Annotated in this window: 25 protein-coding genes, 2 pseudogenes and 2 riboswitches; of the genes and pseudogenes, 23 read left to right on the top strand and 4 right to left on the bottom strand. The window is 40.1% G+C overall.

Going from position 1 to position 23,945, the window contains the following annotated elements; genetic code table 11:
* Positions 1–226 precede the first annotated feature (226 nt).
* Complete coding sequence (locus tag ACTWPM_RS00640; protein ID WP_443131136.1) at positions 227–712, top strand: shikimate kinase; 486 nt, start codon at positions 227–229, stop codon at positions 710–712.
* Positions 713–759: 47 nt separating this feature from the next.
* Positions 760–945, top strand: a complete 186-nt coding sequence (locus ACTWPM_RS00635; protein WP_443131135.1) for a YqzE family protein — start codon at positions 760–762, stop codon at positions 943–945.
* A gap of 33 nt (positions 946–978) precedes the next feature.
* On the opposite strand, the gene ACTWPM_RS00630 is transcribed toward ACTWPM_RS00635, so the two are convergent.
* Entirely contained in the window at positions 979–1,785 is an 807-nt protein-coding gene (locus tag ACTWPM_RS00630) for a YqhG family protein (protein ID WP_443131318.1), read from the bottom strand.
* 2 nt (positions 1,786–1,787) lie between these two features.
* The gene (locus ACTWPM_RS00625; protein WP_443131134.1) at positions 1,788–3,431 is read right to left on the bottom strand and encodes a DEAD/DEAH box helicase; all 1,644 of its coding nucleotides are present in this window, start codon (positions 3,429–3,431) and stop codon (positions 1,788–1,790) included.
* Between the two features lie 174 nt (positions 3,432–3,605).
* A riboswitch (glycine riboswitch) is annotated at positions 3,606–3,692 on the top strand.
* A 3-nt stretch (positions 3,693–3,695) separates the two neighbouring features.
* A riboswitch (glycine riboswitch) is annotated at positions 3,696–3,793 on the top strand.
* 69 nt (positions 3,794–3,862) lie between these two features.
* Here ACTWPM_RS00625 and gcvT point away from each other — a divergent pair.
* The 3 genes from gcvT to gcvPB are packed head-to-tail and all read left to right on the top strand — an operon-like array spanning position 3,863 to position 7,796.
* Complete coding sequence (gcvT, locus tag ACTWPM_RS00620) at positions 3,863–4,963, top strand: glycine cleavage system aminomethyltransferase GcvT (RefSeq protein ID WP_443131133.1); 1,101 nt, start codon at positions 3,863–3,865, stop codon at positions 4,961–4,963.
* 21 nt (positions 4,964–4,984) lie between these two features.
* Complete coding sequence (gcvPA, locus tag ACTWPM_RS00615) at positions 4,985–6,334, top strand: aminomethyl-transferring glycine dehydrogenase subunit GcvPA (RefSeq protein ID WP_443131132.1); 1,350 nt, start codon at positions 4,985–4,987, stop codon at positions 6,332–6,334.
* Positions 6,327–7,796 carry an aminomethyl-transferring glycine dehydrogenase subunit GcvPB gene (gene gcvPB / locus ACTWPM_RS00610; RefSeq protein WP_443131131.1) on the top strand — a complete coding sequence of 490 codons (1,470 nt, stop codon included), beginning with the start codon at positions 6,327–6,329 and terminating at the stop codon, positions 7,794–7,796. Before gcvPA ends, gcvPB begins: the two co-directional genes overlap by 8 nt.
* A 241-nt stretch (positions 7,797–8,037) precedes the next feature.
* On the opposite strand, the gene ACTWPM_RS00605 is transcribed toward gcvPB, so the two are convergent.
* Positions 8,038–8,418 (bottom strand): rhodanese-like domain-containing protein, encoded by a 381-nt coding sequence (locus ACTWPM_RS00605; RefSeq protein ID WP_443131130.1) that lies wholly within the window; start codon positions 8,416–8,418, stop codon positions 8,038–8,040.
* Between the two features lie 369 nt (positions 8,419–8,787).
* On the opposite strand from ACTWPM_RS00605, the pseudogene ACTWPM_RS00600 reads away from it, so the two are divergent.
* The 4 genes and pseudogenes from ACTWPM_RS00600 to ACTWPM_RS00585 all read left to right on the top strand — a co-directional run.
* Positions 8,788–10,233, top strand: a pseudogene (locus ACTWPM_RS00600) (vitamin B12-dependent ribonucleotide reductase); the annotation flags it as partial.
* A 247-nt stretch (positions 10,234–10,480) separates the two neighbouring features.
* Positions 10,481–11,608, top strand: a pseudogene (locus ACTWPM_RS00595) (vitamin B12-dependent ribonucleotide reductase); the annotation flags it as partial.
* 149 nt (positions 11,609–11,757) lie between these two features.
* Positions 11,758–12,189: a transcriptional regulator MntR gene (mntR, locus tag ACTWPM_RS00590; protein WP_443131129.1), complete on the top strand. Its 432-nt coding sequence runs from the start codon at positions 11,758–11,760 to the stop codon at positions 12,187–12,189.
* An 89-nt stretch (positions 12,190–12,278) separates the two neighbouring features.
* The gene (locus ACTWPM_RS00585) at positions 12,279–13,166 is read left to right on the top strand and encodes a patatin-like phospholipase family protein (RefSeq protein ID WP_443131128.1); all 888 of its coding nucleotides are present in this window, start codon (positions 12,279–12,281) and stop codon (positions 13,164–13,166) included.
* 12 nt (positions 13,167–13,178) lie between these two features.
* Here ACTWPM_RS00585 and ACTWPM_RS00580 read toward each other — a convergent pair whose 3' ends face one another.
* On the bottom strand, positions 13,179–13,577 hold the full coding sequence (locus ACTWPM_RS00580; RefSeq protein ID WP_443131127.1) for an SA1362 family protein: 399 nt from the start codon (positions 13,575–13,577) through the stop codon (positions 13,179–13,181).
* 417 nt (positions 13,578–13,994) lie between these two features.
* Here ACTWPM_RS00580 and ACTWPM_RS00575 point away from each other — a divergent pair, with 417 nt between their 5' ends.
* The 14 genes from ACTWPM_RS00575 to accC all read left to right on the top strand — a co-directional run bounded on the left by ACTWPM_RS00575 (position 13,995) and on the right by accC (position 23,935).
* Entirely contained in the window at positions 13,995–14,486 is a 492-nt protein-coding gene (locus ACTWPM_RS00575) for a YqhR family membrane protein (protein ID WP_443131126.1), read from the top strand.
* A 67-nt stretch (positions 14,487–14,553) separates the two neighbouring features.
* A complete protein-coding gene (gene aroQ, locus ACTWPM_RS00570) occupies positions 14,554–15,018 on the top strand; it encodes a type II 3-dehydroquinate dehydratase (RefSeq protein WP_443131125.1) in 465 nt (154 codons plus the stop codon).
* Positions 15,015–16,076: a M24 family metallopeptidase gene (locus ACTWPM_RS00565; RefSeq protein WP_443131124.1), complete on the top strand. Its 1,062-nt coding sequence runs from the start codon at positions 15,015–15,017 to the stop codon at positions 16,074–16,076. Before aroQ ends, ACTWPM_RS00565 begins: the two co-directional genes overlap by 4 nt.
* Before the next feature lie 22 nt (positions 16,077–16,098).
* Positions 16,099–16,656, top strand: coding sequence for an elongation factor P (efp, locus tag ACTWPM_RS00560; protein ID WP_443131123.1), 558 nt, complete (start codon positions 16,099–16,101; stop codon positions 16,654–16,656).
* 145 nt (positions 16,657–16,801) lie between these two features.
* Positions 16,802–17,779 (top strand): stage III sporulation protein AA, encoded by a 978-nt coding sequence (gene spoIIIAA / locus ACTWPM_RS00555; RefSeq protein ID WP_443131122.1) that lies wholly within the window; start codon positions 16,802–16,804, stop codon positions 17,777–17,779.
* On the top strand, positions 17,724–18,233 hold the full coding sequence (spoIIIAB, locus tag ACTWPM_RS00550; RefSeq protein WP_443131121.1) for a stage III sporulation protein SpoIIIAB: 510 nt from the start codon (positions 17,724–17,726) through the stop codon (positions 18,231–18,233). Before spoIIIAA ends, spoIIIAB begins: the two co-directional genes overlap by 56 nt.
* A gap of 16 nt (positions 18,234–18,249) precedes the next feature.
* Complete coding sequence (gene spoIIIAC, locus ACTWPM_RS00545; protein ID WP_014643720.1) at positions 18,250–18,456, top strand: stage III sporulation protein AC; 207 nt, start codon at positions 18,250–18,252, stop codon at positions 18,454–18,456.
* A 6-nt stretch (positions 18,457–18,462) separates the two neighbouring features.
* Positions 18,463–18,861 carry a stage III sporulation protein AD gene (gene spoIIIAD, locus ACTWPM_RS00540; RefSeq protein ID WP_443131120.1) on the top strand — a complete coding sequence of 133 codons (399 nt, stop codon included), beginning with the start codon at positions 18,463–18,465 and terminating at the stop codon, positions 18,859–18,861.
* 16 nt (positions 18,862–18,877) lie between these two features.
* Complete coding sequence (gene spoIIIAE, locus ACTWPM_RS00535) at positions 18,878–20,041, top strand: stage III sporulation protein AE (protein ID WP_443131119.1); 1,164 nt, start codon at positions 18,878–18,880, stop codon at positions 20,039–20,041.
* An 11-nt stretch (positions 20,042–20,052) separates the two neighbouring features.
* Positions 20,053–20,655 carry a stage III sporulation protein AF gene (spoIIIAF, locus tag ACTWPM_RS00530; protein WP_443131118.1) on the top strand — a complete coding sequence of 201 codons (603 nt, stop codon included), beginning with the start codon at positions 20,053–20,055 and terminating at the stop codon, positions 20,653–20,655.
* A complete protein-coding gene (spoIIIAG, locus tag ACTWPM_RS00525) occupies positions 20,648–21,271 on the top strand; it encodes a stage III sporulation protein AG (protein ID WP_443131117.1) in 624 nt (207 codons plus the stop codon). Before spoIIIAF ends, spoIIIAG begins: the two co-directional genes overlap by 8 nt.
* 12 nt (positions 21,272–21,283) lie before the next feature.
* Positions 21,284–21,844 carry a SpoIIIAH-like family protein gene (locus ACTWPM_RS00520; RefSeq protein WP_443131116.1) on the top strand — a complete coding sequence of 187 codons (561 nt, stop codon included), beginning with the start codon at positions 21,284–21,286 and terminating at the stop codon, positions 21,842–21,844.
* Positions 21,845–22,061: 217 nt separating this feature from the next.
* Positions 22,062–22,562 carry an acetyl-CoA carboxylase biotin carboxyl carrier protein gene (gene accB / locus ACTWPM_RS00515; RefSeq protein ID WP_443131115.1) on the top strand — a complete coding sequence of 167 codons (501 nt, stop codon included), beginning with the start codon at positions 22,062–22,064 and terminating at the stop codon, positions 22,560–22,562.
* A gap of 14 nt (positions 22,563–22,576) precedes the next feature.
* Complete coding sequence (gene accC / locus ACTWPM_RS00510) at positions 22,577–23,935, top strand: acetyl-CoA carboxylase biotin carboxylase subunit (RefSeq protein WP_443131114.1); 1,359 nt, start codon at positions 22,577–22,579, stop codon at positions 23,933–23,935.
* Positions 23,936–23,945: the final 10 nt, after the last annotated feature.

The raw sequence follows: 23,945 nt of genomic DNA, 5'->3' as shown, positions 1-23,945 counted from the left end.
CAGCAAATTCCTTCTTTTATTTTTAAACTTTATTATTTTTTCAAGAGGGTATAAAATCAAGAGGCACCCTGCTGGAGTTCATATCTAAATCATCAAAGTGAAGAGCGGAATCACAAAGGCCGAGGCTGTGCTTCTTGTATAACATAATAACTTTATTACTGATTCTAGATATTAAAAAATAACCATATCTTTTAACAGCTACTTTTTATATAAATGGAGGTTTACAATGATTTACTTAATCGGTTTTATGGGAAGTGGAAAGTCCACAATAGCTGGGAAGCTAAGTGATGAACTTAAACTTCCTTACATAGAAATGGATAAATCAATAGAAGAGAAAGAAAACATGTCCATCTCAGAAATGTTCGCTCAATTTGGTGAATCTCATTTTCGTGAATGCGAAACTCATTTTCTGAAAAATATTAATGAGGAAAGTGTAGTATCCACTGGCGGAGGAGTTATCTTGAAAGATGAAAACCGCCACCATTTATCGACTGGTACGGTGGTGTTCCTGAGAGCTTCTTGGAATACGATTGTATCAAGATTGCAAAATGATCAGGATCGTCCTCTGTGGAAAGGGGACTTATCTGAAAAACATGCTTTATTTGCTGTAAGACAACCTATATATACCTCACTGGCTCATCATGTGGTTGATGTAGATAATAAAAGTCCTGAAGATATTGTTACTGAAATATTGGAGCGTCTAAAAAACTAGAGATTCGGCCATACTATTCTTAAAGACACAAATTCAGAGGGGATTTTATGGACCGGAATGATTATGTGAAGTTTCTCACGGAAGAGATGGTTAAATATATGCAAATGAGTAAACAAGAGAAGAAGCAAAGAAAAGAAGCGAAGCCATCAAAGAAAAGCGCTTTTTATTGGTTTGGTATCGTCCCATTTGCTCTTAGGATGATTAAGAAAAAACATAAAACAACGGAATATTGAAAGGATCACTCTAAATAATTCAGCCGCTGACTATTAGTCAGCGGCTGAATTATTGATAACATAGGAGTTTGATTCTTGAGAAATGTAAAATAACCCGCCATTCACAACCTCCATTAGAATTCTCGGTCTATATCGTGTATCAATTTGTTCCTGTTCCTTTGTAAATTGCTCCAGTCCAATATCTTCGGATGAGTAAAAGGATTCTAAGAGCTCTTTTTCTTCCTGGAGGTGCCCCAATGATACACTAGCCCATTCGTCACTCATCGAAGATACATACCCTTCTACATATCGTTCGAGGCGTTTATATGCGTTTTCCAAATTTATCAGTGGAGTCATTGGAAATGTATAATCTGATACTTTTGTTTCAAATTCCATATCCCACAATCTATCCATCATATTAGTAAGAAGAGTTCCGTGTACTAAATTAAGTCCCAGGGACAAAGTTTCATCCTTGCTTTGTTTTCCTCTGTAATGAAGGTGGACATTTACTACAAGCCAGGGACATAAGGCACGGTTCTGAAGCGGCTGTTCCACGGCCTCATAAAGACGTGTGGTTTTCCCTTTATTGATCGCGGCACTATAGATTGTATGAAGCTTCGGTGTGCCAGCGTGAAGATATACTCCGCCTTCTTTGGAATGATTAGTATTTGTAAAGAGTAACTGCATGGGATCCCCTGGCCGGTTCATCTTTTTCATGTAATGCCAATAAAAAGGCCGGTTCATTATTTCCTCATCCATGGTACTTGTTAATTGTACCTTCAAATGAGATTCACTTTTTTCGAGGATAGCGCAGCCGTAAGAGGTGAAAAACTGATGGACGAAATCAAAATACGGGTTCACGGTCAACTTGTTTCTCTCCTCTCGCTAATAGAATGTTCCACATAACTGACTAAATTGTTTAGTTTAATATCAATTTCGCCTTTGCTTTCTGATTGATCAAGTATCGTCTGAATTTGTTTATCAAACGAACCTCCTGGTATGTGTTCCAGGATATGATCAAGATCACCAACAGCATTTTTAAACATTTCAATCTTCTCATAAAGCAACTTCATAATATGGTCCTCAATGGTATTCTCAATAGCAAAATTATAAATTTTCACGTCGTGTTCTTGCCCAAAACGGTGGATCCTCCCTATTCGCTGCTCCAGCCTCATGGGATTCCAGGGAAGATCATAATTAATCATGTTATGACAGAATTGAAGATTAATTCCTTCACCGCCAGCTTCCGTTGCGATTAGGACTTGAGCTTGATTCTTAAATAATTGCTTCATCCAGTCGCGTTTACTTTTATTAAATTTTCCACTGAAAGGTACTGAGGAGATTCCGTGTTGTTGAAGATACCACTGTAAATAGAACTGTGTGGCTCTATATTCTGTAAACACTATAAACTTTTCATTCTTCTCACTGATCAGTTCTATCATGCGCTTAGCTTTAACATGGTGAGGAAGCTGCTGCAGATTTTTAATAAATTTTGAGTAAACTGCCATCGACTGCTCATTTGCCTGTTGGTTCATTTGGTTAAGCGACATATAACAAGCTTCACGAGAGGAGCACAATTCTTTAGCTAGTGTCAGCCAAGTAAATGAAGGGTGATTCGATTTCAAGCTCTCCAGTTCCTGATACATGTTTTGTTCTTCATCGGTAAATTTCAAGCGTTCGTTTACCACTATACGTTTGGAGGAGTCCAGTCCTGTATCTTTTCTGCGGTTTCTTATCATCATTTTTCCTACAAGTGAATGGATGTGTTCAATGTCTCCTTCTTTATTAGCTTCATTTCGATATTTTTTCTTGAATTCCGTCAGATTTCCAAGATAGCCGGGTTTAAGAATGGACACAAGATTGAATAAGTCACTAAGTTTGTTTTGAATGGGTGTCGCTGTAAGCAAAAGACAATACGTCTTTTTAAGTTCTTGGACAAACTGATAGTTTTTGGTTTGATGGTTTTTTAATTTGTGTGCTTCATCGATAATTATGAAGTCATAAGGTATAGATAAAATCTCCTGACGGTGAGATTCTCTTTTAGCCATATCAATAGAGGTAACCGTCACTTCCCAGTCGGACCAGGCAGCATGTTTTTTTCTAGGGGAAGCAGCTTGAATATAAAACTTATCATTAAGCTCTTGAACCCACTGATTAACCAACGAAGCAGGAGTGAGGATTAATATCTTTCGAGCAATACCTCGAATCATATATTCTTTTAAAATCAATCCAGCCTCGAGCGTTTTTCCCAGTCCCACTTCATCAGCCAGAATGGCTCTCCCGTTCATTTGGTGAACGACTCTTTCAGCTGCCTCAATTTGGTGATCCATAAATTGCACATGAGGAAGATGTTCTAAAGCTAGTAGTCCGTCGAAGCTTGGGACCGTATTAATCTTTGCCGCCTGATAAGCCAGCTTAAACCCTTGCCAGTTGGAGAGATGATTCGGATTTTCCAAGTCAGTACATAATGTGTGAATAAATGTATGATCAGGATGAATTTCAACCATAGTTGTAAGCCTCCATCTATTCTAGAAAGATTATTAAAAATTAAGAATGATTCTACAAATTCAATGTCAAATAATGAATACGCTATGATATAATGATGTCGAATGAATAAGTGAAGCCATGCGTTTTTGAATAGTATGTCCAATAGAATCTAAGAAAATACGAATATTAAGCGAATGACTGCAGGGGGAGAGTCTACTCAGGTAGCGCCGAAGGAGCAAGCATCTTGTGAATCTCTCAGGCAAACAGACCCCTGTAGGACGCAGCTCTGGAGAGCGTTTACTAACAGTAAACCACCCAAGAAGCAAATGGTTCTTCTCTACATAAGAGAAGAGTCATCAAACTTTCTGGTGAATGGACAGAGACTCCCGACCTGAAACACGGTGGAGTCTCTTTTTTTATGGATGAAATTACAGGGTTAAGGAGTGGTTGGATGGCTGAGTTAAAACGAACACCTTTGTATGCTGAATATAAGAAACTGGGAGCAAAAACCATCGATTTTGGGGGATGGGATCTTCCAGTGCAGTTTTCAAGCATAAAAGAGGAACATGAGGCAACAAGGACCAAAGCAGGTTTATTTGACGTTTCTCATATGGGGGAAGTGCTTGTAGAAGGGGAGGGGAGTCTCTCTTATTTACAAAAAATGCTCACAAACGATGTTTCTAAACTTGAACCTGGGAAGGCCCAATACGCGATTATGTGTTACGAAAATGGGGGCACTGTAGACGACCTGATCGTTTACCAATTAGGATCAGGCAAATATCTTTTAGTCATTAATGCAGCAAACCGTGAGAAAGATGCGGAGTGGCTGAAGAAACACCAGGACGGTGATGTTTCCATAAAGGATTTGTCTGATGAATACGTACAATTGGCACTACAAGGTCCAAAAGCTGAAGAAATTTTACAGTCTATAACAAAAACCGACGTTTCAGAAATAAAGTTTTTCCGTTTTAAAGCAGACGTTTTTATTGATGATGTGCAGGATGGTGCCATTGTATCCAGGACGGGTTATACGGGAGAAGATGGGTTTGAAATCTATCTGCCGGCTTCTTCAGGACCAGACCTTTGGCAGGCTTTGCTTAAAGCAGGGGAGAAGCATGGGATTCTCCCTGTAGGACTCGGAGCAAGAGATACACTAAGGTTTGAAGCTAATTTAGCCCTTTACAGTCAGGAGCTAAGCTCTGAAATTACGCCTATTGAAGCAGGACTTGGCTTTGCTGTGAAAATAAAGAAGGAAGCAGACTTTATTGGTAAAGAGGTTTTGAAAAAGCAAAAAGAAGAGGGTCCAACTCGTAAGCTCGTAGGTATTGAAATGCTTGATAAAGGAATTCCCCGTACTCATTATGAAGTTTTTGATGGGGAAAAGACGATTGGATTTATTACAACAGGTACCCAGTCACCCACGCTTGGCAAAAATGTAGGACTAGCGTTACTTAATCGTGAGTACACGGAGATAGGTACAGAAGTAACTGTCCAAGTAAGAAAAAGACGTCTTCAAGCTAAAGTAGTACCTACACCATTTTACAAAAGATAAAGTTTTGAGGGGGAAATACGTATGGAATTTCGATATCTGCCGATGACCGAACAAGATAAAAAGGATATGCTCAGCCGCATTGGTGTGCAAACATCTGACGAACTATTCTCAGATATTCCTGAAAATATCAGATTCAAAGGAGAGCTGAACCTAAAGGAACCAAAAAACGAATTTCAGTTAATGCAGGAATTAACAAAACTAGCTGATAAAAATGTAAATTTGAAGTCGCACACTTCATTCCTGGGGGCAGGGGTTTACGATCATTACATTCCCTCCATCGTAGATCATGTAATCTCCCGCTCTGAATTTTATACGGCGTACACACCTTATCAGCCGGAAATCTCCCAGGGGGAATTGCAGGCGATTTTTGAGTTCCAGACTATGATCTGTGAATTGACAGGGATGGATGTGGCTAACTCCTCTATGTACGATGGAGGAACGGCACTAGCTGAAGCCGTAAATCTTTCAGCAGGGCAGACAAAACGAAAGAAAGTACTTGTGTCTAAAGCCGTACATCCTGAATCACTTGCTGTTATTAACTCTTATGTAAAGGGACCTGGTGTCGAAGTTGTAGAAATCGACCATAAAAACGGGAAGACAGACCTAGCTCAATTAGAATCCGAATTAGACGAAAATACCGCAAGTGTAGTTATTCAATATCCTAACTTTTTTGGTCAGATCGAACCTCTTGATGAAGTTAGAAGGATAATAGATACGCAGAAAAAAACGATGATGATTACTTCAAGTAACCCACTGGCGTTAGGATATTTAACACCACCTGGAGAATTTGGGGCAGACATTGTTACTGGCGATGCTCAAGTATTTGGAATTCCTGCTCAATATGGTGGCCCCCATTGTGGATATTTTGCTACCACCCAGAAGTTAATGAGGAAGGTACCGGGGCGTTTAGTCGGACAAACGGTAGATGAAGATGGACGTCGCGGGTTTGTACTTACACTTCAAGCTCGAGAGCAGCACATAAGACGTGATAAAGCAACTTCTAATATATGTTCTAATCAAGCGCTAAATGCGTTGGCTTCATCGGTGGCCATGTCCTCTCTCGGAAAACAAGGTCTCAGAAAAATGTCATGGATGAATATCCAAAAAACCGCTTATATGAAAAAGCAATTAGACTCAAATAATATCAAGGTTGCATTTGATGGTGCTTTCTTTAATGAGCTGGTGATTAAATTGGACCATGATATTACAGAAGTAAACCGATTGTTGCTTCAAAGAGGTATAATTGGTGGTTATGATCTTTCCCAGTTGGATAAAAGTTTACACAATCATATGCTGGTAGCCGTAACTGAGATAAGAACAAAAGAAGAGATCGATCAATTTGTAAAAGAAGTGGGGGATATTTATGCCTGAGAAGGACTTTCCTTTAATTTTTGAATTGAGTCAAGAGAGCAGGACAGGATTTAGTCTGCCGGAGCTTGACGTACCTGAAATGGATGCGGAAGAGATGATTGGCTCTGCTTTTGTAAGAAATAAGGCAGCTGACCTTCCTGAAGTTAGTGAGCTTCAAATCATGCGGCACTATACAGCTTTGTCCAAGAGAAACCATGGAGTCGATTCAGGGTTTTATCCACTTGGATCTTGCACAATGAAATACAATCCTAAAATGAACGAAGATGTAGCTCGTTTAACTGGCTTCAGTCACATACATCCCTATCAGGCGCCAGAAACGGTCCAAGGGGCTCTTCATTTATTATACGACTTGCAGCAATCACTCATATCCATAACCGGCATGCACACGGTTACACTACAGCCGGCTGCAGGCGCGCATGGAGAATGGACCGGGTTAATGATGATTCGAGCTTATCATGAAGCAAATGGAGACTACGGGCGTACAAAAGTAATCGTTCCAGACTCTGCACACGGTACAAACCCTGCTTCCGCGACAGTCGCCGGTTTTGAAGCTGTTACTGTCAAATCTGACGAGCGCGGATTGGTTGACCTTGAAGATCTAAGGAGAGTAGTCGATAATCAGACTGCAGCTCTTATGCTTACGAACCCAAATACGCTAGGTCTTTTTGAAGAAGATATTGAAGAAATGTCAGCTGTGGTTCATGAGGCCGGCGGAAAGCTTTATTATGACGGAGCAAACCTAAACGCTATTCTAGGGTATGCACGTCCCGGAGATATGGGATTTGATGTGGTGCATTTAAATCTTCACAAGACATTTACTGGCCCTCACGGAGGAGGCGGGCCTGGTTCTGGTCCAGTTGGAGTGTCAGCAGAACTGGAACCTTACCTGCCAAAGCCTATATTGACTAAAGTAGAAAATCAGTATGTATTTGATTATGATCGTCCAAAATCCATTGGTCGAGTGAAGCCTTATTATGGTAATTTCGGGATCAATGTACGTGCTTACACGTACATTCGTACGATGGGGCCGGAAGGTCTGAAAAAAGTGAGCGAATATGCTGTGATCAATGCAAATTATATGATGAGAAGATTGCAAGAACAGTATGATCTTCCTTTTGATCGGCATTGTAAGCATGAGTTTATCCTATCTGGGAAACGCCAGAAAAAGTTGGGGGTACGTACGCTTGATATAGCTAAGCGCCTGCTGGACTTTGGATATCACCCGCCAACCATTTATTTCCCAATAAACGTAGAAGAAGCATTAATGATTGAACCTACAGAAACAGAATCGAAAGAAACATTGGACGCCTTTGTAGAGGCTATGAACCAGATTTCCAATGAAGCAAAAGATAACCCTGAGATTGTACAGGAAGCGCCTCATAGTACTATAGTCAGTCGGATGGATGAGACACAAGCTGCCCGTAAACCTGTCTTAAGTTATAAGAAGGCTAAAGGAGAGTAACAAGAGCCAAAGGCATCTGAAGAGGTGTCTTTGGCTTATTTATTTATATCTACAAACTAATAACTGGGAAGACTAAATTTGTTAGGTGTTTTGCCAGCACCGTTCAGTTTAGAGTATTGAGTTTCATTATGGGAAATAGCAGAAATCAATGAATGATGAAGTAGCCAGGCCGAGTTCAATGAATAGATTGAAAAATAAAAAAACCTGAAAGCTGGGTCATTACCCAGCCTCAGGTTTTATTTTACTTTTTAGTTTTAATTTTTCCTCCCCATTTTTTGAAGCCGCCTTGCAGCACATTAAGATCCTGGTAACCTTTCTTATTCAATAGCATGGCTGCCCGAGTCGATCTAGCTCCACTCTGGCAATACAAATAGACAGGTTTGTCTTTCCGGATTTCAATTAGGCGATTTTTCATTTGAGACAACGGAATATTTCTTGCTCCCAGTATATGACCGCCTTCAAATTCTTTAGGTTCCCGAACATCGATGAGCTGAGCTTTTCGGTATCCTTGTCTAAATTCTTCTTCTGTTAACGTACTCATGATTTTTTTGGATTTGAAATATCTATATAAGCCAAAAGCTATAAGAGCAATGACAGCTCCAATCAATATCCAAAGTTCCATAGTATGTCCCCCCATTTCTCTTTTCCTCTATCTATTATAGGAGGGAATCGTTAGCTTTTCAAAAAAAGTTTATTATATGTTAGAATTTCAAAGTTGGTATGAGCGTCTTTTTTAGCTTTTGCTATGCAACTAATAAATAAAGCGAAAAAACCCAAAAAAACAGGTTCTTACTTTTGAAAACTAGCTTGTACTGGTTACTGCGTACGATTAGTAAATTGACAAAATTCAACACAGTTGTTCAATAACACTATATATTGAAAAAGTTTATTTCATAAACACAATATATTGATTAAGTTTTCGTAAATGTGGTATGTTACATGTAAATACAAAATAAATTACTTATTTTATCATTCAAGGGAGAGATTCATAATGCAGACCACCACCTCCAATGATACCTATGCCAAGGTTAATGTAGACCGGTTAAATGCTGATATTCGACAGTTTTCTCAGGTACATGAAATAACATCAGATATGAAAATCACTCACAAAGGTGTCTCACGATTAGTTATGCTGGACAGATACGCATTCAAAGACACGGAGAAACTTACGTTAGCAGAGAATGACTTTGTGGTGCTTACAGTGAAAGACGATCCGAAATTTCCTGCTCGAGGCTTTGGTTTCATTCAATCGATTGACTGGGGAAAACATGAAGCTGTAGTGAAAGTAGAAGATGAATTTGTAAACGTTCTTGATCATGAAAATGAGAGGGAGACAGGTTTAATCACCCGGAACCTGGACACCATTGATAAACCGCTTGAAGTGTATTATGAACAAATCGCTCTTCGCAATGCTACAGGGCTGGCGGGAGTAGAAACAGACCCGGTTCAAAAGCAGAAGAGCTTTGATAACTTTTATGCAGAACTTTCAAATTTGAATTTCATCCCTGCAGGCCGTGTGTTATATGGGGCTGGTTCCAATACAGATGTAACCTATTTCAATTGTTATGTGATGCCTTATATTCAAGATTCAAGAGAGGGTATTTCCGATCATCGTAAACAGGTAATGGAAATTATGTCTCGCGGGGGCGGAGTAGGGACCAATGGTTCTACTCTCAGGCCAAGAAATACACTAGCTCGCGGAGTTAATGGAAAATCCTCTGGCTCTGTGTCCTGGCTTGATGATATTGCTAAACTAACTCATCTGGTAGAACAGGGAGGCTCCAGGCGCGGAGCTCAAATGATAATGCTTGCTGACTGGCATCCGGACATCCTCGAATTTATTATTTCTAAAATGCAAAATCCGAGAATATTGCGTTTCCTTATTCAAAACACTGAAGATGAACATATTAAACAGCTTGCCAAAGACAAGCTTAAGTTCACACCTTTAACGGAAACAGAGAAAGATCTTTTTCAAAGTGTTGTAAATTATAAGCATATGCCTGGTTTAGGTGGATTTACTGAAAAGGCAATTCAGGAAGCCGAGGAGAAACTATTCATCGGTGGTACGTATACAGTGCATAACCCGGAATTCCTGACTGGAGCAAATATCTCGGTATGTATAACCAAGGAATTTATGGATGCAGTAGAAGAAGATGCTGAATACCATTTACGTTTCCCTGATGTAGAAAACTATACAAAAGAGGAAATGGAAATCTATAACGATGAGTGGCAAAACAGCGGAGATGTAAGAGAATGGGAAGAAAGAGGCTTCGGTATAAGGAATTACCGGACCGTGAAAGCTTCAGAACTTTGGAATCTAATTAACATCTGCGCAACTTATTCAGCAGAACCAGGAATATTCTTTATCGATAATGCGAATGAGAAGACGAATGCTTCTGCGTATGGTCAAAAGGTTGTAGCTACAAATCCATGTGGTGAATAGTTTGCCTCATGTAAAACATTGCGGGATGAAGCGGGAAGGCTGAAACGCTGATCCGAACCGAAGGCGGGAGCTAAAACTCCTGTCAGGGGCAACGCATAGGTGGTGAACCTCATTGCGAGAATATAATCCACCCACGAGACCGCAACATTACACAAGTTGGTGTGATGAAAATGTATGCTGAACTTGCAGGAAAAAAACTGTAAGAACTTCTGGATAAAAAGCCGGAAGGATAACAAAATTGGAACAGCCTCTTGCTCCATATTCCGTATGTAACCTGGCAGCCGTTAATTTGGCATCTGTTGCTGATAAAACAGAGAAAAAAGTGAATTATGAGCAATTGAAACAAACCGTTCAAACCGGCGTACGTATGCAGGATAACGTTATTGACGCAACTCCTTATTTCTTGGAAGAAAACAAAGTTCAGGCTCTTGGGGAGCGCCGGGTAGGACTGGGAGTTATGGGATTACACGATTTACTCATTTATTGTGAAACGGAATATGGGTCCGAAGAAGGAAACAAATTAGTAGATGAGATTTTTGGAGTGATTGCGACAACGGCGTATCGCACATCGATTGAACTTGCTAAAGAAAAGGGCAGTTTTCCTTTCCTTCAAGGAGCAAGTGAAGAGGAAACCACTAAATTGCGTGAAGCATTTATTAATACCGGATACATGAAAGATATGCCTGAAGATATTCGGGAAGGGGTTATGAAGTACGGAATTCGAAATTCTCACCTATTGACAGTAGCACCTACTGGAAGTACAGGCACAATGGTCGGCGTTAGTACTGGTCTTGAACCTTACTTTTCTTTCTCTTATTACCGAAGTGGACGTCTAGGTAAATTTATTGAAGTGAAAGCGGATATTGTGAAGGAGTATTTGGATCAGCACCCTGAGCAAGATCCTGATCATCTGCCTAAATGGTTTGTAACTGCTATGACTATGTCGCCTGAAGCTCACGCAGACACACAATGTATTATCCAGCGCTGGGTTGACAGTTCTATTTCTAAGACCGTAAATGCTCCGCGGGGCTATTCAGTTGACCAGGTGGAAAAAGTCTATCAACGATTATACCGCGGTGGAGCTAAAGGCGGCACCGTATATGTAGATGGAAGTCGTGACAGTCAAGTTCTCACTTTAAAAGCAGAGGAAAACGAATTCGAAGGAGAGCAGACCGAATTTGAATTTGAAGAAGAAAGTAAGCCCCGTGTCGTTCTAATGGATACAGTGCACGAATTAGATAAGACAAATGTGACCATAGGTTCTGAAGTGGGCGATACCTGTCCTGTCTGTAGAAAAGGAACCGTGGAGGACATCGGAGGCTGTAACACTTGCACAAATTGTAACGCTCAATTGAAGTGTGGTTTGTAAAATTTAATCAGCAGAATGAATTATATACCGGACTCATAAAGGGTCCGGTATTCCTTTTAACGGAAGACGCTCGCTTGTCACAGTAGGGAAACTAGTGTATCATTTTCATGAAACACCTACATAAAGACAGCCTGTATTGGGGGTTTATCATGCCAACACCAAGCATGGAAGATTATATTGAACAAATTTATATGCTCATAGAAGATAAAGGATATGCACGAGTGTCCGATATAGCTGAAAATCTCCAGGTGCATCCATCTTCTGTTACAAAAATGGTCCAAAAACTGGACCGGGACCAATATCTAAATTACGAAAAATATCGTGGTCTCATTTTAACTCCTAAAGGGAAAAAAGTAGGGAAGCGACTTGTATATCGTCATGAGTTGCTGGAACAGTTTTTGGAAATAATAGGGGTAGATAAAGAAAACATCTATGAAGATGTAGAGGGAATTGAACATCATCTGAGTTGGAATTCTATTGACAGAATAGGGGATCTTGTCCAGTATTTTGACGAAAAACCCGAACGTGTAAACTCCCTTAGAGAAGTGCAGCAGAAGAACGAAGAACAGAATCAAGAATAACTTACAAGGCGCAGATTTCTGCGCCTTTTTGTTATTCATCTTCTAAACAATTCATAAGATTATATAAGGTTCAAAGCGGGGTGGATTGTATGAAGGTTGATGGAGTGTTTTCAGGAGGGGGTATAAAAGCGTTAGCTTTTATAGGTGCCCTTGAGGAACTTGAAGAACAAGGCTATCATTTCAGCCGGCTTGCAGGCACTTCTGCAGGTTCGATTCTTGCTAGTATGACAGCAGCTGGTTATACCTCTAAGGAATTGAAAGAAAAATTGAAGAGTCTTTCCTTTGAATCTCTTGTTGATCAGCCCTTTGCTGAACGTTTATTTCCTCTTTCTAAGTGGTTACTGCTATATTTTCGCATGGGTTTGTATAAGGGGAATCGTCTTGAGTGTACCATTGAAAAGTGGTTAGAAGAAAAAGGAGTGCGAACGTTTGCTGATCTTCCCTCAGGATCATTAAAAATTGTATGTTCCGATTTAAGTATAGGTCGTATAGTGGTGATTCCAGATGACTTGAAAAGAGTATATGGAATTGATCCCGCAACATTCTCCGTAGCAAAGGCTGTTCGCATGAGTTCAGGCCTTCCGTATTTTTTTATGCCGATTAAACTTCATGGGAAAAATGGTAAATCCCTGATTGTGGACGGTGGAGTCCTGAGTAATTTTCCTATATGGATTTGGGAGGGAAAAGAAGGACGCCGCAAAAGGCCAATTATAGGCATGAAATTAAGTGACCCGCCGAGTCAGCTCCCAGCACAGAAAATCCGCAATTCCATTCAAATGTTCCACGCGCTCTTTAAAACTATGCAACAGGCTCACGATGCCCGTTACATTTCTCATTCTAAAAGTAAGGATATTATTTTCATATCAGTTAAGGGATTTGATACCACGGATTTTCATTTGACTAAGCAAGAAAAAGAAGCCTTGATGGAAATTGGTAGAATACACGCTGCAGAATTTTTGAGACGGTGGACAAAATAAAAATCGAGCCTTTTAAAAGGAGGCTCGATTTTTATCTTTATTTTTATTACCTTCAATTACTCTAAGTTGCGGGCCGCTTCCTCGCCGTTTGTTCTTCTTGTGAATCGTAGTAGGTTTAACTGTTCTGGCCGCCTGGCTTTTTTTCACTACAGGAGCCGGTTGCTTATATTTTTGTTTAGATTGTTTAACGGCTTGCTTATATTTCTTCATTTCATTGCTGCTTCTTCCGCCACTTATTCCACGGTTACGCAGGAAGAAGAAATAAATAGCCCCATAGACGACTGCTGCAATACCGATCATCATGGCAATTGAGCTTAGAAAGCTGCTAGTGTCAGTCAATAATTGATAGCCTACAAAGAAAACTGCTAAAGCCACCAATGTGTATATGATAGGAGTCATCCAGTTGCGCATGATCGTTGTTCCCCCCTTCTCAAAATGATCGACTAAAGATCTTTTAATATTACATATACCACTTAAAAAAGTATTTATATCCCGAAATCATATATTGGATCAGCATAATAGGATCCAAGATGGGATAGTAAAGTGTAAATAGTTCTATTAAAGATTATTTCCTGTTCAGCTGAAATTATTCAAAGACTATGGTTTGTTTGTGTGGAAGACATTTTAGTAGAAACACGAAGTTGAATTTTTTTATGGGAATCATTTACATTACTTAAATGTTCCCTAAGTAAACGGCTGGATAAACGCCTGATTTTATTTTTCTTAGTTATATTTTACCTTATTTCAGTCCGCATCTCTAGCCTTTATTATGTCGAAAGAGCATGAAAAATTCGCAGATGGTTAAAGATATGTGCAGAGGTGATTATAATGTCCGATAAACCAAAAGAACAAAATCAACAGGAACCCCAGCAAAGTGTACTTACTAAAACGTTAATCATTGGTTTCGCTTCAGGTGTATTATGGAGTGGTTTAGCAGCGATAGCTTATTACTTTCACTTTAGTGAAGTTTCTGCTGCTTCCTTCCTTTTTCGCTCCTTTTGGCAGACGGAATGGACAGGAACCTGGCTTGCTGAAGTGCTTGCGGTTATTTTTGTGGGAGTATTATCTCTGATTAGTGCTTTGCTCTATTATATGTTACTGAAAAAGAAAAATGGCATCTGGCCAGGCCTGATTTTTGGGTTGGTGTTATGGGCAGTTATTTTTGTGGTACTCACTCCCTTATTTCCTGCAATACCAACATTTATGGAATTATCAAGTGATACATGGGTAACTACAGGTTGTTTATTTCTTTTATATGGATTATTCATAGGTTTTTCTATTTCCTTTGAATATAAGGAGTTTAATGAGTCAGCAAATTAATACTCAAAGAAAGGAGTAGTATGATAAACTAAAAAATGTATGACAATTTTGTAAATGGTGGGATGGAATGATGGCAGCGAAACGTCTATTCTTAATTAATGGACCCAACTTAAATATGCTTGGAAAAAGAGAGCCGGGTACTTATGGAAAAGCTTCTTTGGACCAAGTAGTAAAACTCGTCAAAGATACAGCCTGGGAGTATGGATATGAAGTGGAGGATTTCCAGTCGAATCATGAAGGGGATCTTGTAGACCAATTGCATAAAGCTGACGGACAGGCGGCGGGTGTTATTATAAACCCAGCTGCCTATACTCATACTAGTATTGCATTAAGAGACGCTGTTAGCGCTATCTCCCAGCCAGTTATAGAACTACACATTTCCAACGTTCATGCTAGAGAATCTTTCCGTCATCAATCCATGCTTGCTCCCGTCTGCCAAGGTCAAATCGTAGGGTTTGGTATAGATGGTTACCGCCTGGCTGCATTAGGATTAATTAATAAGATAGAATCAGAAGGGAGACATGCAAGATGAGTAAATTAGAAAATCTACGGAAATCCGTTATGAGTGATGAACTCGATGGTATACTAATTATGAGCCCTAAAAACAGACGGTATGTATCAGGATTTACCGGTTCCTCAGGTGCGCTGCTTGTGACAAGTGGGGAAGCCTTGCTCATTACCGATTTTCGGTATATGGAACAAGCTAATGAACAAGCAACGGGTTTTGATATCGTGGAGCATAAAAATCCTATGGTTAAAGAAGTCGCAAATCAAGTTGAGCGTTTAGGGCTTAAACGAATTGGGTTTGAGAAAGATCATGTTACATACAGTGTCTATGAACAATATAGAAAAGAATTAAAAGCAAGCCTTGTGCCCACCTCCGGTATTGTCGAGAAGCTGCGCTTGATAAAGACCGAAGATGAGATTAGTATTTTACAAGATGCTGCTAAAATTGCTGATGATGCGTTTGAACATATACAAGGGTTTATTAAGCCGGGGGTTAGAGAAATTGATGTATCAAATGAACTGGAGTTCTTCATGAGAAAGCAGGGAGCTACCTCTTCAAGTTTTGATATTATTGTTGCTTCAGGGTACCGTTCCGCTTTACCTCACGGTGTAGCATCTGAAAAAGAAATTCAGTCTGGAGAGCTGGTTACCTTGGATTTTGGCGCTCTATACAAAGGTTATTGTTCTGATATTACCCGTACAGTTGCTATTGGTGAGATTAGTGAAGAACTGCAGGAAATCTATGATGTTGTTCTTCAGGCGCAGGTAAAAGGTATGGAAGGGCTGAAATCTGGTATTACAGGGAAGGAAGCAGATGCCTTAACGCGTGACTATATTAAAGAAAAAGGTTATGGAGAATACTTTGGCCATTCAACTGGCCATGGAATTGGTTTAGATGTCCATGAAGGACCTGGTCTTTCTTTCCGTTCCGATATGGTGCTTGAAGAGGGCATGGTAGTGACCGTTGAGCCCGGAATATATGTACCGAATGTTGGCGGCTGCCGGATCGAAGATGATACGGTGATCACAAGCGCTGGTAATAATCGTTTAAGCACATCTACTAAAGAACTTATTACGTTGTAAAAGAATAGAAGGAGGAAAAAATATGATTTCAGTTAATGATTTCAGAACTGGTCTTACTATTGAAGTGGACGGAGATATCTGGTCAGTAATGGACTTTCAGCATGTTAAACCAGGAAAAGGGGCAGCGTTTGTAAGGTCCAAATTACGTAATTTGAGAAACGGAAACATTCAGGAGAAAACATTCCGTGGCGGTGAAAAGGTAGAGCGCGCTCATATTGAAAACCGTAAGATGCAATACTTATACGCCAATGGAGATATGCATGCATTTATGGATATGGAAACTTTTGAACAAGTAGAAATTCCATCGTCCGTGCTTGAAAACCAATTAAATTATCTGAAAGAGAATATGGAAGTACACATCCAGTCTTACCAAGCAGAAACCATTGGTGTGGAACTTCCTAAAAACGTTGAATTAAAAGTAGTGGAAACAGAGCCTGGAATCAAAGGGGATACCGCAAGCGGCGGTACCAAATCTGCCACATTGGAAACGGGTTTGACTGTTCAAGTACCTTTCTTTATTAATGAAGGCGAAAACCTGTTAATCAGCACTACTGATGGAAAATATGTTTCACGTGCATAACAATAGAGATCTTCTTTTAGAGCTCATCCCATACCTGGGATGAGCTTTTTTTAATAGAGAAAATCTATTTTATATCTCTTAAATTGTCATAAGGGATGAGATAGAACATACATATGAAGTAAACCAATTAAAGGAGCAGAGTAGGATGGAGGAGATTATCAGGTTGTTTCCCGATCACTTCCAAATCCTCTTAAAAAGGAAAGTGAATTGGAAGACAGCTCAAGAAATTCGCTTGAGAATCAATCGAAAAATTGAGGTTCTTGATGCCAGGCAAACTGCAGTGATAGAGGGTCCGCTTGTTACATCTGTTGATTTATCATATGTGCTGAATCAAATCAGTCAGTTTTCCCTCTACCGATTTAAAGATGAATTAAAAGAAGGCTTCATAACTATTCAGGGAGGTCATCGAGTAGGGATGGCCGGAAAGGCAAATACGGTAAACAATCGGATTGAGACACTAAAACATATTGCCTTCATGAATATTCGTGTGGCCAAGAATACAGTTGGACAAGTTAATCAACTGATTCCCTATTTGTACCAAGATGGCAGATGGGCAAGCACTTTGATTATAGGTCCTCCGCATTCAGGCAAAACGACTTTGCTTAGGGAGTTGGCCCAAAGGATCGGTTCCGATTATCAAAATCAGCATGCATGTAAAGTGGCCATTGTGGACGAACGGTCTGAAATAGCGGCCAGTCTCCGCGGAATTCCTCAGCTTGAGGTAGGTGAACGCACAGATGTCATGGATGCCTGTCCAAAAGCCGAAGGCATGATGATGATGATACGTTCGATGTCTCCGGAAGTAATGATTGTCGATGAAATTGGCGGGATAGCAGATGCGAATGCGATTAGGGAAGCCACTTTTACTGGGGTTGAGGTTATCTGCAGCATTCATGGAACCAGTTTAACAAATGTAAAGAAACGGCCGTCTGCTAAAGAATTGATAGAAGAAGGGGTCTTTGAACGATACCTTGTTCTCGAAAGGTTAAGCCCAAATAACGCGGGGTCCGTTTCCATTTTAGATGAGTGTGGACTACCCATAGCTCATTGGAAAGGAAGGGAATTAAATGGAGTGGATCGGGGCCGTACTCATATTGACTGTAACTACATTGGCAGGTTTTGATATCGCTGCCCGGTTTAAGCAAAGACCAGGTCATGTCCGGCAATGGAAAAATGCCTTACAAATGATTGAAGCAGAAATGGTCTATGGGCAGTCCTCCTTATGGGAAGTTTGTGAGAGTTTAGCAAAACACTTACCTCCGCCTACCTCTCAGTTTTTTGAAAAAATCAACCAGGATCAAGAACCCTGTTCAGATTTTGCTTTCTTATGGGAAGCTCGTTTGAAAAAGCATTGGGCGTCGAATGCAATGGGGAAAAGCGAATGGGAGATTTTGACACAGTTTGGACGCACATTAGGCCAGCACGATCTGGAACAGCAGCAGAAACAAATTCAATTAACGCTCCACCACTTAGATCGAGAACTTCAGGAAGCTTTGGAAGGCGTCGATCAGTACCAGAGAATGGCCCGTGGAATGGGGGTATTAAGCGGACTGCTCGTCATAATATTAATTATATAAAGGGGGAAGAGTCATTGTGCTTCAAGATGCTACGATTCTTTTTCAAATTGCCGGTGTAGGAATCATTGTCGCGATGATACACAGTATTTTAAAGCAAATGGGAAAAGAGGAGATTGCGCAGGCGGTTACGCTCACAGGATTCATTATTGTCCTGTTTATCGTTTTATACCGACTCGCTGATTTATTTCAGGAAATTAAATCAGTTTTTCTATACCAAGGGTAGGAATTTATGGATATTATACAAATTGTATCTTTAGGACTAGTAGCGGCCTTGTTAATTATCTTATTACAAGAGCATAAATCTTCGGCCGCTTTCCTGCTCCTTTTGTTTACCGTAATCATTATCTTCTTATCCATTTTGGATCAGGTCAAACATATATTTACGCTTCTTTCCTATATGGCTGAGCAAGCTCAGGTGGAACCCATTTACTTTAAGACTATTTTGAAGATTATAGGAATCGCATATATTGCAGAATTTGGAGCTCAATTAATCAGAGATGCTGGTTTGAATTCCTTAGCTTCTAAAGTTGAACTGGCTGGAAAATTATTCATATTAATGCTTGCAATTCCTATAGTAACGGCAGTAATAGAGACCATTTTAAACTTTATTCCTGGATACTTAGGATAAGATAGCGAGGTAGGAAATGAAACGTTTATCTTTCATAGTCTGTTTACTCCTTGGCATCCTCTGTTTTCCTTTGATCTCATCGGCTTCCCAAAATCCCGATGCAGCTCCTTCCATGTTGGATTATATTTCTACTGAAGAGCTCGAGGAAAGCTGGGAGCAGCTCGATCAGGATTATGGAGATTACATGCCTTCCTTCAATATGAAAAACTTTCGTGAATACATTCAAAATGAAGGCTCAATGAAGACGTCGGACTGGTTCTCGGGAATTCTTCAATTCTTTTTTCAGGAATTAATGTTAAATGGTAAATTACTTGCCTCGTTATTATTTTTAACTCTATTCAGTACATTACTACAATCGGTTCAGAATTCTTTCGAAAATCCAGTAATAAGTAAAATCGCTTATTTAGTCGTCTATCTCGTTCTGCTTACCCTCGCTCTGGAAAGTTTCAGGCAGGTTATTGAGTACACGATAGATGCAATTGATAGAATGAGCAGCTTTATGATCGGACTGCTCCCTCTTTTACTGGGGATTATGGCTTCTTTCAGCCATTTAATGTCTATTTCCTTTTTCCATCCGATTATAGTCGCTCTAGTGCAGTCCAGTGGTCTTCTTGTGAAATTTCTTTTAATTCCTTTGTTTACTTCCTCTGCTTTGCTACTGATTATTGGGTCGCTCAATGAGACATATAAAGTTGATCAGCTGGCAGAGTTGTTAAGGAAAACAGGCTTGGCAATCATGGGGATTTTTTTAACGATCTTTCTAGGCGTTATATCTGTACAGGGAACAGTCACAGCTGTTCAGGATGGCGTAACGATGAAGACGGCAAGATTCGTAACAGGAAATTTTGTCCCGGTGGTGGGTCGTTTGTTTACCGATGCCACAGACACCATATTAGGTGCCTCTCTTGTATTGAAAAATACGCTGGGAATTGCGGGAGTAGTTATACTACTGGGAATCGCCATATTTCCGGCTCTTAAAGTTTTTGCTATTGCACTTATCTATAAGATAGCCGCTGCTTTGTTGCAACCGTTAGGGGATGGTCCCATCATACGAGCTATGGATGTAATAAGCAGACACATCATGTATGTGTTTGCCGCCTTATTAATGGTTTCCATGATGTTCTTTCTAGTCATTGTCATCATGGTGGCAGCCAGTAATATTACCATGATGGTTAGATAAGGGTGGGGATGATGAACCTTTTTATAGAGTGGATTACAAGAATTGTTTTATTTCTCCTTTTAGCGATTGTTGCTGATGCTCTTCTTCCATCAGGATTAATGAAGAAATACGCTCGTCTAGTCCTGTCTGTACTTCTCTTATTAATATTTCTGGGTCCCCTATTACAACTATTGAATTTAAATCCTGATCAGATATTGAAACAAGCAGAGTACACGATGAATGAAGAGATGGAAGTCGATTCACTCGACAATAGTATTGAAGAAAAGAAAAAAGAAATACTTGAAGGACAAGATGCATATAAATTAGAACAAGTTACCCAATCACTGGCAGCTGAGCTTCAAGACCCGCTTAAAGAAGAGCAGAATTTACAGCTGGTTGACCTGGAGATAAGTTTTCTTCAAGAACCCTACCAAATGGATTCACTGGACAAGCTGGTGCTGACTATAAAACCTCTTGAAGAAAGTAAGTCCGTGGAAGATGTTTCTATATCCATCATGGAGAAACAGGCACCGAAGGAGGATAAGCAGCTGGAAAGCATTCAAAACTGGGTCTCCCAATACTTGGAATTAGAAAAAGAACAAATAGAAATCCGCTGGGAGGAAGAGGATGAATAAATGGTGGAGTAAATTATTAGAACCTTTGACTTCTAAAGAAGGAAAAAAAATCAATAAACCTAAGTATTTCATAGGTCTTGGATTAATCGGAGTTCTGATCATTCTCTCTAGTAACTGGTTCCAAAGTAATGAACCCGCCCCGCCTTCGCAAGGTGAAACGGCGGAAAAATCCACTGTATCTTCTGAGGCAGGTGATTCACCCGAATTAACCGACTCCATAAACCAATTGGAAAAGGGATATGAGGAACAGTTAAAACCACTTCTTGAGAACATTGAAGGCGTAAGTTCTGTGGATATTATGATTAATCTATCAGCTACTCATGAAAAAGTGTATGACAAAAATTTAATTATAGGAAAGCAGACCACGAAGGAAACAGATAAGAATGGGGGGGAAAGAGAGATTGAAGATTATTCAAAGGAACAGCAGTTAGTCCTGGTCCGACAAGGAGACCGTGAAGTTCCTTTACTCACTAAAACGACCAAACCAGAGGTCAGTGGTGTATTCGTCACCGCTAAGGGGGTCGATCAAATTCAAGTTAAAGGGTGGGTGGTCGAAGCTGTCTCAAGAGTGTTAGACGTACCCAGTCATCGGATTTCTGTCTTGCCTAAACAATAAGGAGGGGTTCTCTTGGTTAAAAAACAAACCGTTTGGTTACTTACGATGTTGAGTCTGTTAATTGTATTAAGTGTCTATTATATGACGTCCCCTGATAATGGAGAAATGGCCTTTATTCAGGAAGATGGCTGGACAGAAGTGAATGAAGATGGAAAGAGTGAAGAGAATGTAGAAGGGGTTGAAACCTCTGCTGACGGTTCCGTTATTTCACAGGTTTCAACGGAAGAGCTATTCGCCGCTATCCGTTTAGAAAAACTAAATGAGAGAGATCAGCTTCAAGAACAGCTATCGGAGATTGTAGCTTCGAGTAATTTTACGACAGAAGAAAAAAATGAAGCCTTAGAAAGAATGGAAACAATTAAAGAAAATCAATCAAAAGAGTCTATATTAGAAAATACTATCCAAGCGAGTGCTCCATATGAAGATGTATTAGTTCGAGCAGAAGAAGATGTGGTCCATGTAACCTTAAAAGCTGATGAGTTATCAAAATCTGAAACCAATCAAATTATCCAAATGGTCTCAGATGAATTTGGAGAAAAACGCGTCCAAGTACAATTCCAGCCTTCTAACTGATGGAAAGCCCCCTGACCAAAATGTCAGGGGGCTTTTTTTATAACTTATTATATAGTGAAACGGGGACTAATGCCCTGTTTTTATAAACACGAACAGGTTAAAAATAAAACCGCTTCCAACCGGGAAGTTGCAGTCAAGTGGTATTCTGTCGTAAAATGTTAAGAGGAATTATTAATACCAGTTATAAAAAAGCTATGTACATAAAGGAGTGCCAACTATGTTAAAGGTCCAGGAAATACGTGAATTAATTAAACTCATTGATCAATCAAACATTGATGAATTTTGTTATGAATCTAACGGAACTAAAGTATCTATGAAAAAGGAACAAGGCCAGGCAGCTGCAGAACCTGTAAAAGTACAGGAGTCTGCTCCGTCAGTCTCTGTGCAAGAACAGAAGAGTGAGCCTGCTAAGCAGGAAGTACAGGAAAAAGCGGAACCGGAAGAAGCCAGTAAGAGCGAGCAGCAGGGAACTGATTACGATGCCGAAGTTACTTCTCCTATGGTAGGAACCTTTTATCAATCACCTTCTCCAGACCAGGAAGCTTACGTTCAGGTTGGAGATCAAGTGAAAGAAGACAGCGTGGTTTGTATTGTAGAGGCAATGAAGTTATTTAACGAAATAGAAGCGGAAGTCAGCGGGGAAATCGTCGAGATTCTTGCAGAAGACGGTGAACTTGTAGAATACGGACAACCATTATTCCGCGTAAAGTCTAAGTAACGGGGGATGAGATTTTGATTAAAAAAGTTTTAATAGCCAATAGAGGGGAAATAGCTGTTCGAATTATCCGCGCCTGTAAAGAAATGGGTATCGAAACGGTGGCGGTTTATTCTGAGGCAGATAAAGAGGCTCTTCACGTTCAGTTATCTGATGAAGCATACTGTGTAGGGCCTAAATTAAGTAAAGATAGTTATTTGAATTATACGAATATCATGAGTGTAGCTACACTTTCGGAAACAGATGCCATTCATCCTGGGTATGGTTTTCTTTCAGAGAATGCTGAGTTCGCTGAAATGTGTGAAGAGTGTAATATTACGTTTATTGGACCCTCTTCCTATGCCATTCAGAAAATGGGTACAAAGGATGTCGCACGTGAAACGATGAGAGAAGCAGGTGTACCTATTGTTCCGGGGTCGGAAGGTATCATTAAGGATGAAGCGGAAGGCTTAAAAATTGCGGAAGAGATTGGTTATCCTGTAATTATTAAAGCAACAGCCGGTGGAGGTGGAAAAGGAATACGAGTGGCACGCGATGAAGATGATCTTAAAACGGGCATTCGTATGACCCAGCAGGAAGCTGAAACCGCCTTTGGCAATCCTGGAGTCTATATTGAAAAATATATTGAAAACTTCCGTCACGTAGAAATTCAGGTGCTGGCAGATAATCATGGAAATGCCGTACACTTGGGAGAACGTGACTGTACGATCCAGAGAAGGTTACAGAAACTCATTGAAGAAACACCCTCTCCAGCAGTTACTGAGGACATTCGTGAACAAATGGGTGATGCTGCGGTAAAAGCAGCACTTGCTGTTAATTATTCGGGAGCTGGGACTGTAGAGTTCATTTTTGATAAAGAAGAGAAAGAATTCTACTTTATGGAAATGAATACTCGAATACAAGTCGAGCATCCTGTAACAGAGATGGTAACAGGTGTGGACTTAATTAAAGAGATGCTCTTAATTGCTAACAATGAAAAACTTTCCTTTACCCAAGAAGAGATCAAGTTTGAGGGATGGGCGATTGAATGCCGTATTAACGCAGAAGATCCATTCAAGAACTTCATGCCTTCAGCGGGGCGTATTGATATGTATCTTCCTCCGGGCGGGTTTGGAGTACGTGTTGATTCTGCTGCTTATCCAGGGTATATGATTCCTCCTTATTATGATTCAATGGTAGCTAAACTCATCTCTTATGGACGAGATCGCGACGAGGCGATCCAAAGGATGAAACGAGCGCTGGATGAATTTATTATAGAAGGAGTGCACACAACAATTCCATTCCATCAGCGTATGATGGAGCATGAAATTTTTGTGGGCGGAGACTTTAACACAATGTTTCTTGAGAAATATACTATAATGAAGGATGAAGAATAAAAGGAGTGGT

Origin of the sequence: Halobacillus sp. K22 (assembly GCF_052246795.1) — a bacterium.
In the GTDB taxonomy this organism is placed as follows: domain Bacteria; phylum Bacillota; class Bacilli; order Bacillales; family Halobacillaceae; genus Halobacillus.
This window is presented reverse-complemented; position numbering and strand designations above follow the sequence as displayed.